Annotated in this window: 14 protein-coding genes; 6 read left to right on the top strand and 8 right to left on the bottom strand. The window is 73.9% G+C overall.

Annotated elements, in window-relative coordinates; translation table 11 throughout:
• The first annotated feature begins 26 nt into the window (after positions 1 to 26).
• Both NH602_RS21040 and NH602_RS21035 read left to right on the top strand, forming a co-directional pair.
• Positions 27 to 1184, top strand: a complete 1158-nt coding sequence (locus NH602_RS21040) for an AI-2E family transporter (protein ID WP_253068705.1) — start codon at positions 27 to 29, stop codon at positions 1182 to 1184.
• A 44-nt stretch (positions 1185 to 1228) separates the two neighbouring features.
• Entirely contained in the window at positions 1229 to 2848 is a 1620-nt protein-coding gene (locus NH602_RS21035) for an SDR family oxidoreductase (RefSeq protein WP_179761501.1), read from the top strand.
• 50 nt (positions 2849 to 2898) lie between these two features.
• On the opposite strand, the gene NH602_RS21030 is transcribed toward NH602_RS21035, so the two are convergent.
• Both NH602_RS21030 and NH602_RS21025 read right to left on the bottom strand, forming a co-directional pair.
• Complete coding sequence (locus tag NH602_RS21030) at positions 2899 to 3261, bottom strand: BlaI/MecI/CopY family transcriptional regulator (RefSeq protein ID WP_062398947.1); 363 nt, start codon at positions 3259 to 3261, stop codon at positions 2899 to 2901.
• 64 nt (positions 3262 to 3325) lie between these two features.
• Entirely contained in the window at positions 3326 to 4486 is a 1161-nt protein-coding gene (locus NH602_RS21025) for a class I SAM-dependent methyltransferase (RefSeq protein ID WP_253068704.1), read from the bottom strand.
• A 195-nt stretch (positions 4487 to 4681) separates the two neighbouring features.
• Here NH602_RS21025 and NH602_RS21020 point away from each other — a divergent pair, with 195 nt between their 5' ends.
• Positions 4682 to 5200 (top strand): dTDP-4-dehydrorhamnose 3,5-epimerase family protein, encoded by a 519-nt coding sequence (locus tag NH602_RS21020; protein ID WP_073576116.1) that lies wholly within the window; start codon positions 4682 to 4684, stop codon positions 5198 to 5200.
• Between the two features lie 170 nt (positions 5201 to 5370).
• Positions 5371 to 5709: a DUF3040 domain-containing protein gene (locus NH602_RS21015; RefSeq protein ID WP_073576117.1), complete on the top strand. Its 339-nt coding sequence runs from the start codon at positions 5371 to 5373 to the stop codon at positions 5707 to 5709.
• Positions 5710 to 5810: 101 nt separating this feature from the next.
• On the opposite strand, the gene dnaB is transcribed toward NH602_RS21015, so the two are convergent.
• The 5 genes from dnaB to rpsF form a co-directional block, all read right to left on the bottom strand.
• Positions 5811 to 7220 (bottom strand): replicative DNA helicase, encoded by a 1410-nt coding sequence (dnaB, locus tag NH602_RS21010; protein WP_062403954.1) that lies wholly within the window; start codon positions 7218 to 7220, stop codon positions 5811 to 5813.
• A gap of 642 nt (positions 7221 to 7862) precedes the next feature.
• On the bottom strand, positions 7863 to 8309 hold the full coding sequence (rplI, locus tag NH602_RS21005) for a 50S ribosomal protein L9 (RefSeq protein WP_073576118.1): 447 nt from the start codon (positions 8307 to 8309) through the stop codon (positions 7863 to 7865).
• Positions 8310 to 8323: 14 nt separating this feature from the next.
• Positions 8324 to 8560, bottom strand: coding sequence for a 30S ribosomal protein S18 (rpsR, locus tag NH602_RS21000; RefSeq protein WP_020623471.1), 237 nt, complete (start codon positions 8558 to 8560; stop codon positions 8324 to 8326).
• A gap of 54 nt (positions 8561 to 8614) precedes the next feature.
• Positions 8615 to 9169 (bottom strand): single-stranded DNA-binding protein, encoded by a 555-nt coding sequence (locus NH602_RS20995; protein WP_253068703.1) that lies wholly within the window; start codon positions 9167 to 9169, stop codon positions 8615 to 8617.
• A gap of 11 nt (positions 9170 to 9180) precedes the next feature.
• Complete coding sequence (gene rpsF / locus NH602_RS20990) at positions 9181 to 9495, bottom strand: 30S ribosomal protein S6 (RefSeq protein ID WP_073576120.1); 315 nt, start codon at positions 9493 to 9495, stop codon at positions 9181 to 9183.
• Positions 9496 to 9999: 504 nt separating this feature from the next.
• Between rpsF and NH602_RS20985 the strand changes: the two genes are divergently transcribed.
• On the top strand, positions 10000 to 10767 hold the full coding sequence (locus NH602_RS20985; RefSeq protein WP_179761498.1) for a deoxyribonuclease IV: 768 nt from the start codon (positions 10000 to 10002) through the stop codon (positions 10765 to 10767).
• Between the two features lie 121 nt (positions 10768 to 10888).
• Entirely contained in the window at positions 10889 to 11137 is a 249-nt protein-coding gene (locus NH602_RS20980; RefSeq protein WP_253068702.1) for a hypothetical protein, read from the top strand.
• 20 nt (positions 11138 to 11157) lie between these two features.
• Here the strand turns inward: NH602_RS20980 and NH602_RS20975 are convergent, their stop codons facing one another.
• Complete coding sequence (locus NH602_RS20975) at positions 11158 to 11835, bottom strand: CoA pyrophosphatase (protein WP_253068701.1); 678 nt, start codon at positions 11833 to 11835, stop codon at positions 11158 to 11160.
• Between the last annotated feature and the right edge of the window lie 227 nt (positions 11836 to 12062).

Below are 12062 nucleotides of genomic sequence, written 5' to 3'. Positions count from 1 at the left end.
TGAGCACCAACGCGCGGGAGGCGCGGCTGCTCACCGGGGAGCCGACCGCGGCGCGGGCCGCCGGGGCGCGCCCCCGCCCGTCGCCGCGGGCGGAGATCCCGCGCCCGCTGCGGATCGCCTCCGAGGCCTGTGCCCGGATGCTCGTCATCGCCGCCGGGTTCGCGCTGCTCGTCTTCCTCGTGATCGAGCTGCGGGTCGTGGTCGTCCCGGTGGCGATCGCGGTACTGCTGTCCGCACTGCTCGCCCCGCTGGTCCGGTGGCTGCACGAGCGGCGGGTGCCCCGCGGCATCGCGACGGCGCTGGTGATGGTCGGCGGTCTGGCCGCGCTCGGGGGGCTGCTGACCGCCGTCGTCAGCACCCTGGTCGACGGCACGTCCCAGGTGGTGGCGGAGGTCACCGACAACGTCGGCTCGCTGCAGGGGCTCGCCGACGCGACGCCGTTCCGGATCGACGTCGGCGTGCTCGGCGACCAGGTGCTGCAGGCGGTGCGCGACAACCAGCAGACGCTGACCTCCGGCGCGGTGACGACCGCCGCGACCGTCGGGGAGATCCTCGCCGGGTTCGCGCTCTGCCTCTTCGCGTTGATCTTCATGCTCCACGACGGCCGCCGCATCTGGGGGTTCGTCCGGCTGCTCGCCCCGCGGGCCCGGCGCTCGCGGGTCGACGTCGCCGCCCGCCGGGCGTTCGCCTCGCTCGTCGGCTACGTACGGGCGACGGTGCTGGTCGCGATCGTCGACGCCATCGGGATCGGCCTGGGCCTGTGGGCGACGGGTGTGCCGTTCGTGCTGCCGCTGGCCGCGCTGGTGTTCCTCGGTGCGTTCGTGCCGATCATCGGGGCGGTGCTGACCGGCGCCGTCGCGGTGCTGGTCGCGCTGGCCACCGAGGGACCGGTGACCGCGCTGATCGTGCTCGGTGTCGTGCTGGCGGTGCAGCAGCTGGAGAGCCACGTGCTCCAGCCGGTGCTGATGGGCCGGGCCGTCCGGCTGCACCCGCTGGCGGTCGCGCTCGGCGTCGCGGTCGGGGTGGTCGTCGCCGGGATCGCCGGCGCGCTGCTCGCCGTCCCGCTGCTGGCCGTACTGACCGCCGCGGTGCGGTCCCTGGTCGCGTCGCGCGAGGTCGCGCCGCGGGCGGTGGACCCGCTGCGCCCGCGCGAGGCGAACCCGCCGCCCGCCCTGCCGGGCTGAGCGCACGCCCTGCCGCGCAGTGCCTGCGGTGGGACGATCGCGCCGTGCGTTATCTCGTGACGGGTGCGACCGGCTACATCGGTGGGCGGCTCGCGCCCCGGCTGCTGGGCCACGGTCCGGAGCCCGACCTCGTCCCGGACCCGTCCACGGGCCCGGTCCACGTGCGCTGCCTGGTCCGCAACCCGGACAAGCTCGCCGACGTGCCGTGGGCCGCCGACGCCGAGATCGTGCAGGGCGACCTGCTGGACCCGGACAGCGTCCGCGCGGCCTGCGAGGACGTCGACGTCGTCTACTTCCTCGTGCACTCGCTGTCGGACTCCGACTTCGCCGCCACCGACCGGCGGGCCGCGCTGATCCTCGGGGAGGCGGCGCGCGCGGCCGGCGTGAAGCGGATCGTCTACCTGGGTGGTCTGCACCCGGACACCGGGGCCGGGAAGCTCTCGGCCCACCTGGCGTCGCGGGTGGAGGTGGGGGAGACCCTGCTGCGCTCCGGGGTACCGACGGTCGTGCTGCAGGCCGCGGTGATCCTCGGCTCCGGCTCGGCCAGCTTCGAGATGCTGCGCTACCTGACCCAGCGGCTCCCGCTGATGGTCACCCCGCGCTGGGTGCACAACCGGATCCAGCCGATCGCGGTGCGCGACGTGCTGCGCTACCTGATCCGGGTCGCGGAGATCGACGCGCCGGCCGCCGAGCTGAACCGGACCTTCGACATCGGCGGCCCCGAGGTCCTCACCTACTACGAGATGATGCAGCGCTACGCCCGCGTCGCCGGCCTGTCCCGGCGCCGGGTGCTGCCGGTGCCGGTGCTGTCGCCGTCGTTGTCCGCGCACTGGATCAACGTCGTCACGCCCGTCCCGAAGTCGATCGCGAAGCCGCTGATCGAGTCCCTGGTCCACGAGGTCGTCTGCTCCGAGGACGACATCAAGGCCCGCATCCCCGACCCGCCGGGCGGGCTGATCGGCTACGACCGCGCCGTCGAGCTGGCCCTGTCCCGCATCACCGACGGCGAGGTCGAGACCCGCTGGTCGGGCGCGACGGTGGCGAACGTGCCGTCCGACCCGCTGCCCAGCGACCCGGAGTGGGCCGGTGGCGACGTCTACCTCGACGAGCGCGAGCAGGCCTGCGCCGCCACCCCGGAACGGCTGTGGACGGTCGTCGAGGGCATCGGCGGGGAGCGCGGCTGGTACTCGTTCCCGCTGGCCTGGTCGGTGCGCGGCTGGATGGACCGCGCGGTCGGCGGCGTCGGGCTCTCCCGCGGCCGTCGCGACCCGCACGACCTGCGCACCGGCGACGCGCTGGACTGGTGGCGGGTGGAGCGGATGGTCGAGCCCGGCGGGGCCCGCCCGGCCGGCAGCGACCGCGACCCCGAGGAGGGGCTGCTGCGGCTGCGCGCGGAGATGAAGGTGCCCGGCCGGGCCTGGCTGGAGATGTCGGTGCGCCCGCGTCCGGGCGGGTCGACCTACCACCAGCGGGCGGTGTTCATCCCGCACGGCCTCCCCGGCTACCTGTACTGGTGGTCGGTCGCGCCGTTCCACGGGATCGTCTTCGGCGGGATGGTCCGCAACATCACCCGCACCGCCGAGCGCGACGGCGACGTCCCCGCCCCGGCGAGCCGCCGTCCGGCATGGCTGCGGTCCCGGTCGCACCGCGACCGGGCGGCCTGACCGCCTCCGGGTCGGCGCTCCCCCGGACCACGGTGGCCCGCGCGGCGGCGTCAGCCGCGATCGGGGCCCGAGAGGGCGGCGAGCAGCACGGCGGACTCGCGCTCGGACACCGAGCGCGCGAAGTGCAGGAGCACGGCCTCGGTGTCGCCGGGGCCGTCGAGCAGGTCGCGCAGGGCGCGCGCGGTCTCCTCCTCGCGGCTCGCGGCCGGCGTGTAGAGGTAGGCGCGACCGTCCAGCTCCCGCTGCACCCAGCCCTTGCGGTGCAGATTGTCGAGCACCGTCATGACGGTCGTGTACGCCAGCGGACGGGCCGGGGCCAGGCGGGCGCGGACGTCGCGCACCCGGCACGGTCCCGCGTCGCCCCACAGCACGTCCATCACGGCGGCCTCGAGCTCGCCGAGTCGACCACGCATGTTGCCTCCCGGATCCGAGGGTAACCGCAACCCCCCATGCTCCCCCGGTCGGTGGGCCGTCGGATCAGCAGCCGGACAGTGCGGACACGGGCTCCACCGCACGCGGTCCCGGGCCGAGCACCACCCAGCGACCACCCGAGGCCTCCACCTGGGGCAGCGCGGCGCGGACCTCGTCGAGGAGTTCGGGCAGGAACAGCAGGACACGGTCCGGGTGCAGGCCGGCGAGCTCGTCGGGGGACACGACGGGCACGTCGCTGCCCGGCATGCGGTGGCCCTGCTTGGCCGGCGAGGCGTCCCCGACGGCGGCCAGCAGCGACGCGTCCAGCCTGGCGCGGCACACCAGCGGCACCGCGCGGGACGCCGCGCCGTAGGCGGCGACGGTGCGTCCGGCCGCCCGCTCGGCGACCAGCCAGTCGAGCAGCAGGTGGGTGTCGTCGGCGGCCGCCTGCAGCCGGGCGAACCCGGACGGCTCGGTGACGGCGAGGGCGCGTTCCTCGTCGACGAGGCGGCGGGTCCCGGCGTCGGGCTCGGCGCCGGCCCGGGCGGTGACCAGCACGGTCCCACCGGACAGCGGGTACCACCACGCCCGATGCACGCCCAGGCCGTGCCGGCGCAGTGCGGCGTCCAGGGCGGGCAGCGACCAGTAGCCGTAGTGGCCGTGGCGCAGGTCGAACCACTGGTCGTCACGCAGCACGGTGCCCAGCGACAGCAGCTGGAGCGCGAGCGTGCCGCCGGGGGCGAGCAGCGCGACCCGCCGGGCGAGCGCATCGGCCTGGTCGGGCTCGTGCAGCAGCCCGTAGAAGTCGACGACGAGGTCGGCCCGCCCGGCCGCGGACACCGCGTCCGCGTCGAGCGCGACCATGCCGCGCCCGGTCAGCCGCGGGAGCCACGAGCCGCCGTGCGGGCTGCCGAACTCCGCGACCCGGCCGCCCGGGCGGACCAGCCCGGCGCGGGCGAGCCGGCCGACCGAGCGGTCGCTCTGTTCGGTCATCGCCCGCGGTTCGACGCCGTGCAGCTCCTCGGCGACCGCGGCATCGGTCTGCAGCTGGGCGAGACCGCAGCCGGCGCACAGCCACATGCGCAGCGGGGCCGCCGGGTCGGGCAGCGGGGCGTCCCGCGCGGGCATGCGGTCCCACGGCGGCTGCTCGCCCAGGTCGAGCACGACCGTGCCCGCGGCACCGCCACAGGCACGGCACCGGGTACCCGGCGTCGGGTCGTCGGTCATGCGCCACCCCTCGTCGCATCAGTACTAGGCCCGATAGTAGATACGGGGGCTGAAAGCCCGCTGTGAACCCGATCAGAGCAACGTGGACTCGCGCAGCGTCACCGGGACCGGGTCCGCTCGTTGTCGTCTCCGGTACCCCAACCGCAGCCCACCGCGCTCCCGTCGCACGCGGTGACCGGACCCGAGGGAGGTCGAGTGGACGTCGTACGAACCGTGGTGCCCGGCGCGCTGCTGCTCGATCCGACCGTCGCCGACACATCCGGCCCGGACCTCACCGCCTTCACCGTGCGACGACGGCGCCGCCCGGCCCGCGACGCCGTGCTCGGCCTGTTCGGCCATCCCGGCGACGCGGTGCTGCTCGGCGTCCCCCGCGGCAGCGGCTACGCCGTCGTCATCGACGCCCGGCCGGACGCCGACACCTTCGGCCGGCTCGCCGTCGCGCTGCTCGAGGGCCCGCAGCGACTGCTCGTCCCGCCGGGCTGCCTCTACGGCGTCCAGTCCGTCGCGAGCGGGACCGTCGTCGAGCTGCGCAGCGCCACCCGGCTCCCGCGCCGGGAACGCTTCGACGTCGACCCGGACGACCCGGACCTGGCGGTCCGCTGGCTCCGCCCCCGGCCGGCCCGGACACCGGGCACGGCACGCTCCTGGGCCGCGCTGACCGCCCGCCTCGGGGCTCCCGCGGGCCCCCGCCGGGACCGCGTCTCCCTCTGGTGACCCCGGGCGCCGTCCCCGGTGTGAGGACGGGCGCATGTGAGCCGGTCGGCCCGGTCGGCGAGATCACGAATCGGTCACGTAACGTCGTCATCAGGCCGGATCGACGACGCCCCGCGCCGGACGGCGGCACGACCGTGTCCGCCGGGACGTGGACACGAGGGGTTGCCGAGGTGCTGAGCGAGCGCGAGAACCGTCGACTGCACGAGATCGAGGTGCAGCTGCGACTGACCGACCCGCGACTGGTCCGCCGGTTCTCCGCGCTGAACACGGCACTGCGCGCCCCGGCCCGCCACGGCGGACGACTGCTCGCCGGATTCGCCCGTGACCGGCGCACCGTGCACGGCTCCGGCCCGTTCCCGACGATGCTGCTGGGGACCGCGCTGGTCGTGCTGCTGCTCGGTGCCGTGCTGGTGAGCGTGCCGGTCGTCGTCGCGGGGATCCTCGTGGCCGGCCTCGCCCTGGCCGTCGCGGCCACCACCGGACCGCAGGCGCACCCCGGAACCGCCTGACCCGGAACCCCGCACCACGCGGTGCCGCCCCGGACGGTGGCCATCCAGCGACCGGTGTCGCCCCGGACGGACGGCGTGGCCGTGGCGCGCGACCGGCGGCCTCAGCCGTGGGCGAGGTCGGAGAACCGGCTGTAGTGCAGCTGGTGGGCGACGGTGATCGTCGTGGTCGGGCCGTTACGGTGCTTGGCCAGGATCAGGTCGGCCTCACCGGCGCGCGGGTCGTCCTGCTCGAACGCGTCGGGGCGGTGCAGCAGCACCACCATGTCCGCGTCCTGCTCGATCGAGCCGGACTCACGCAGGTCGGACAGCATCGGCCGCTTGTCGGTGCGCTGCTCGGGACCACGGTTCAGCTGGCTCATCGCCACCACCGGGACCTCGAGCTCCTTGGCCAGCAGCTTGATCTGCCGGGAGAACTCCGAGACCTCCTGCTGACGGGACTCGACCTTGCGGCCCGAGGTCATCAGCTGCAGGTAGTCCAGGATGATCAGCTTCAGGTCGTAGCGCTGCTTCATCCGGCGCGCCTTGGCCCGGATCTCCATCAACGTCAGGTTCGGCGAGTCGTCGATGTAGAGGGGCGCCTCGGAGATCTCCGACATCCGCCGCGCCATCCGCGTCCAGTCCTCGTCCGACATCCGGCCGGCGCGCATGTCGGCCAGCCGGATCCGGGCCTCCGCGGACAGCAGACGCATGACGATCTCGGACTTGCTCATCTCCAGCGAGAAGAACGCGCTGGTCATGCCGTTCTTGATGGAGCAGGAGCGGGCGAAGTCCAGCCCCAGGGTCGACTTGCCCAGACCCGGCCGGGCCGCGACGACGACCATCTGGCCCGGGTGCAGACCGTTGGTGACCTGGTCGAGGTCGGCGAAGCCGGTCGGCACACCCGTGGACTGGCCGCCCCGGGAGGCGATCGCGTCGATCTCGTCCATCGTGGGCTGGAGGAGCTCCTCCAGCACCGTGTAGTCCTCGGTGGTGGTGCGCTCGGTGACCTCGTAGACCGCGGCCTGGGCCCGGTCCACCGCGTCGTCGACGTCGCCGCCGTCGGCACCGTGGTAGCCCAGCTGCACGATCCGGGTGCCGGCCTCGACCAGCCGTCGCAGGACCGCCTTCTCGCCCACGATCTCGGCGTAGTACGCCGCGTTCGCCGCCGTCGGCACGGTCGCGATCAGGGTGTGCAGGTAGGGCGCGCCGCCGAGGCGGACGAGCTCACCGCGCCGCTGCAGCTCCGCCGAGACGGTGACCGCGTCGGCGGGTTCGCCGCGGCTGTAGAGGTCCAGGATCGTCTCGTAGACGGTCTGGTGGGCGGGCCGGTAGAAGTCCTCCGGCTGCAGCACCTCCACGACGTCGGCGATCGCGTCCTTGCTCAGCAGCATCCCGCCGAGCACGGACTGCTCGGCCGTGAGGTCCTGCGGGGGCTGACGGTCGAACGTCGCACCCTCGCCCGGTCCGGAGGCCTTCTCGCCGTCACGGACCGCACGGGGCTTGTTGCCGGGACGATCGTCCGTCAGAGCCATACGCAGCGTCACCCCCGGTGGACACAGTACCGAACGCACGTTCGACGCGCGAGTGGTGCGTCCTGCCCACCCGCGACCGTCGTCGGTGATCTACCGGCCGGCCCGGTGCCCGACGGGCCGCGACGGACGCGGCCCGCGGGACACGGCGCTCGCGTCCCGGTACGACGACAGTAGGTCGGCCGGACGGCGCCTGGCGAACCGCCCTGGTGATCGATCTGGGGATGAACTGTGCACGGATGCCGCCCGTCCCGGGACCGTGCTGGGGACAACTTGGGGACAGCGCACAGGATCGGGCAGTCTTTCCTGGTCACAGGCATGTTCACAGCTGTGGACAACTTTGCTCTGGCGTGTCGTCGCACGCCCCCGTGCGGGCGTGTCGGAGCGCCCGGCGGGCCGTTCGCCGCCCGGCGCGTCCACAAGCCCGCCCGACGAGTGGAGCGTCACCGGACGGCGTGTCGGCTGCGTGACAAGACATCCCGTCCGGGGTCGTCCGATCGGTGTCGATCGTCCATCCGGGACTGCGGACCGTGTGTGCGGCGCCCGTTCGGGACGGTCCCGGACAGACGACAGGGCGGTGCCCGGAGCACGTGGCTCCGGACACCGCCCTGTTCACTGTCGGTGGTCGTGCGACCACCGGGCCGCTCAGCTCGCGACGACCGCGATCGGCAGCTCGGTGGTGACCTCCGGGTGCAGGCGGACCTGCACCTGGTGCTTGCCCAGGGTCTTGAGGTGACCCGGGACGTCGATGCTGCGCTTGTCCAGCAGCGGGCCGCCTGCCGCCTTGACGGCGTCGACGACCTGGGCCGGCGTGATCGATCCGAACAAGCGGCCGGTGTCGCCGGCCTTGGCCGACACGGTCACGTTGATGTTGCGCAGCTGCGAGTCGACCTGCTGGGCGTGGCCCAGGTCGCGGATCTCGCGGGTCTTCTGGGCCCGGCGGATCTGCTCGACCTGCTTCTCGGCGCCACGGGTGGCGACGACCGCGAGCTTGCGCGGCAGCAGGTAGTTGCGACCGTAGCCGTCCTTGACCTCGACGATGTCACCCGGGGCACCCAGGTTCGGGACGTCGGCGTTGAGGATGAGCTTCATGTGTCTCCCCTTCCTCAGCGAGCGGTCGAGGTGTACGGCAGCAGGGCGACCTCACGGGAGTTCTTCACCGCGACGGCGACGTCCCGCTGGTGCTGCCGGCAGTTGCCGGAGACCCGACGGGCACGGATCTTGCCGCGGTCGGAGATGAACTTCCGCAGCAGACCGGTGTCCTTGTAGTCGATCAGCTGGGCCTTGTCCTTGCAGAAAGCGCAGACCTTCTTCTTCGGCTTGCGCACGATGGCCTTGGCCATGGTGGTGCTCCTGGAGATCGTCCTCCGCCCGTCACGGGCGGAGAGGTACGTGGATCAGAAGGGGGGCTCGTCGTCGGACGCGGCGCCACTGCCCGCGGGCGGGGCCGAACCCCAGGGGTCGTCATAGCCGCCGCCGGAGTTGCCTCCACCGCCGGAACCGCCGCCCTGTCGGGCGCCACCGCCGCCGCCACCGTCGTAGCCACCGCCACCGCCGCCGCCACCGAAGCCACCGGAACCTCCGCCCCGGCTGACCTTGTTGACCTTGGCGGTCGCGTAGCGCAGGGACGGGCCGACCTCGTCGACCTCCATCTCCACGACGGTGCGCTTCTCGCCTTCCTTGGTCTCGAACGACCGCTGGCGCAGGCGACCCTGGACCACGACGCGCGCGCCGCGGGTCAGGGACTCGGCGACGTTCTCCGCCGCCTGGCGCCAGATGTTGCAGCGCAGGAAGAGTGCCTCGCCGTCCTTCCACTCGCCGGACTGGCGGTCGAAGGTACGCGGGGTGGACGCTACGGTGAAGTTGGCGACCGCGGCGCCGGACGGGGTGAACCGCAGCTCGGGATCCGCCGTCAGGTTGCCCACGACGGTGATGACGGTCTCGCCGGCCATGACGGCTCCAATCAGCCGGCGGCGGGCGCCGGCGTGCGGGTGACGTCCTTGCGCAGGACCTTGGTGCGCAGCACGGACTCGTTCAGACCCAGCTGGCGGTCCAGCTCGGTGACGGTGGCCGGCTCGGCGGTGATGTCGAGGACCGCGTAGATGGCCTCGCCCTGCTTCTTGATCTCGTAGGCCAGGCGGCGCTTGCCCCAGACCTCGATCTTCTCGATCGATCCGCCGTCGTTCTTCACGACGGTGAGGAACTGCTCCAGGGACGGCTGCACAGTGCGCTCGTCCAGGCCGCCGTCGAGGATGACCATGACCTCGTAATGACGCATGAGAACCACTCACCTCCTATGGACTCGAAACGGTCACGGCCCGGACGGCCGTGACAGGAGGTTCTCAGTGCACCCCGACAGTTTCCGGCGGATGCGCGGGAGCCGTGGGGATGCCGGTACAGGCTAGCAACGGCCGTTCCGGCCCCGACCTGCGGGTACGCGGCTCCCCGGATCGCCGGGACGGGTTCGGGCCGTGCCCGCGGAGACGCTGGTCGTCGTACGGGTGCCGGTCCGCGGGCGCCGACGACCACGGGGAGAGCTCGTGTCCGGCACCACCCACGTCCGCAGCCACGCCCGGATCCTGTCCGGGCTCAGGAACACATCGGCGGCGGGCTGCTCGTCGGCGGCGCGGCGCCGTGCAGACCTGCACCCTCACCGTCGGCGGCGAGCAGCTGCCGGCCCGGGTGACCGTGACCTCGGTGGAGGGCGGCCCGGTGAAATTCTCGATCACCGACGCCTGCCCGGCGGCCCACGGCTGTCGGGGGTCCTCGCTACCGTGCCCGTATGCAGATCGGAGCACACGTCCGCGACGCCGAGGACCCCCTGGCCGCGGCCGCCGAGGTCGGCGCCGAGGTGATCCAGCTGTTCCTGTCCGACCCGCAGGGCTGGAAGAAGCCGCCGCCGCACCCACGGGCGGCGGAGCTGGCCGCGTCGGACGTCGCGGTGGTGGTGCACGCGCCTTACACCGCGAACGTCGCGTCCACGAACAACCGGATCCGCATCCCGAGCCGCAAGATCGTGCAGCAGCACCTGGCCGGGGCGGCCGAGGTCGGCGCGTTCGGCCTGGTCGTGCACGGCGGCCACGTCACGAAGGACGACGACCCGGCCGCCGGGATCGACAACTGGCGCAAGTTCGTCGAGCGCCAGGCCGGGGAGCACGGCTTCGACGTGCCCGTCCTGATCGAGAACACCGCGGGCGGGGACAACGCCATGGCCCGCCGGTTCGACGCGCTGGGCCGGCTGTGGGACGCGGTGGGCGAGTTCGGCGTCGGGTTCTGCCTGGACACCTGTCACGCCTTCGCCGGTGGCGAGGAGCTGGCCGGGATCGTCGAGCGGGTCCGGGGGATCACCGGGCGGATCGACCTGATCCACCTGAACAACTCGCGCGACGCGTTCGACTCCGCCCGCGACCGGCACGCCAACATCGACGACGGGACGATCCCGCCGGACGAGCTGGCCGCCGTCGTCGCGGCGGCGGGGGCACCGGTCGTGGTGGAGACCCCGGCCGAGGGACAGGCCCGCGACATCGCGTTCCTGCGGGAGCACACCTGAGGAGGCCTCAGGCGGTACCGGCGAGCCAGCCGGACGGCGTGAGCCCCGCCCTGATCTGCAGCCGCGGGGCGTACTGGTCGACGTAGACCCGGGCGGTGAGCTCGCGCCTGCTGCGGACGCGGTGGCCAGCGGGACGATCTCCGGCGGGCGGGCCTCCTCGATCGTCACGACGACCTTTCCCGAGGCCCCGTCCGGCCCGGCCAGCGGCGACGCGTGCGCCACCACCCGGTGCGCGGAGCGCGTCCGCAGCCGGGTCCGCGGCAGCTGCACCAGGTGCCCGTACCGGGACGACGACACCCGGCGCCGGCCGGCCACGCTGAAGCGCCGCGTCGACCCGGAGGGCGTGTTCGGCGGGCCCGTCCGCGCCTGAGACCCCGGTTCCGGGAGTCCTCAGCGCCAGGCGAAGACCGGCTGCTCCAGGTGCGCGACCCGGGTCGCGCGCCCGTGCAGGACGACCTCGCGGAACTGGTGGAGCACCGCCCCGGTGGGGGCGTGGACGTAGCGGTCGAACAGCGGCACCTGGATCACCGGGGCGTCGGACTCGGGGATCGTGAGGAACCGGGGCTCGTGGTCGATCTCGGCCAGCGGCGGGCGGTGCAGCTCGGCGACCTCGTCCGGGTTGGGCGTCGGCTCGCCCGCGCCGCCGCCCCACAGCACGACCGGGGTGATAACGTAGCCGGAACGGGTCGGGTAGTCGTCGAGCAGACCGAGCACGCGGTCCGGGCCGAGCTCGAGCCCGATCTCCTCGGACGCCTCGCGGCGCCCCGCCTGCTCGGCGGTCTCACCCGGGTCGAGCCGTCCGCCCGGAAGGGCCCACTGGCCGGAGTGCGCCCGCAGCGACCGGGCGCGCCGGGTCAGGACGAACGCGACCTCGTCGGCGAGACGGCCGTCGCCGGTGGCTCCGGGGACCGGCAGCAGCGTCAGGGTGACGGCGGCGGCCCGCTTCCCCGCCCGGTCCGCCTCCGACGCGGCCCGGCGCTCGGCCGGGGGGAGCGTCGCCAGCGCCGCCTCGACACGCTCCCGCAGCTGGCGCTGCACCGGTTCCGGGACCACCACGTCGTCGGCCATGCCCCGATCGTCGCACCCGCCCGGGTGCCGCACAGGTTCCGTCGCCGCCGCACACGTCACACCCGCTGCGGCGCCACCACACCCTGTGCGGCGACCGGCGGGACACATGCGGCGGCGCGAGGGGCAGCCGCAGTTCAGTCCGCGGGGTCGCGCCGGGGGCGGGCCGCCCGGGACGGCCACGGTTCGGGTGCGGCCGCGCGATCGGAGCGACCGGCGCGGCCGGAGCC

The organism is Pseudonocardia sp. McavD-2-B (assembly GCF_024124365.1).
Taxonomy (GTDB): Bacteria; Actinomycetota; Actinomycetes; order Mycobacteriales; family Pseudonocardiaceae; genus Pseudonocardia; species Pseudonocardia alni.
This window is presented reverse-complemented; position numbering and strand designations above follow the sequence as displayed.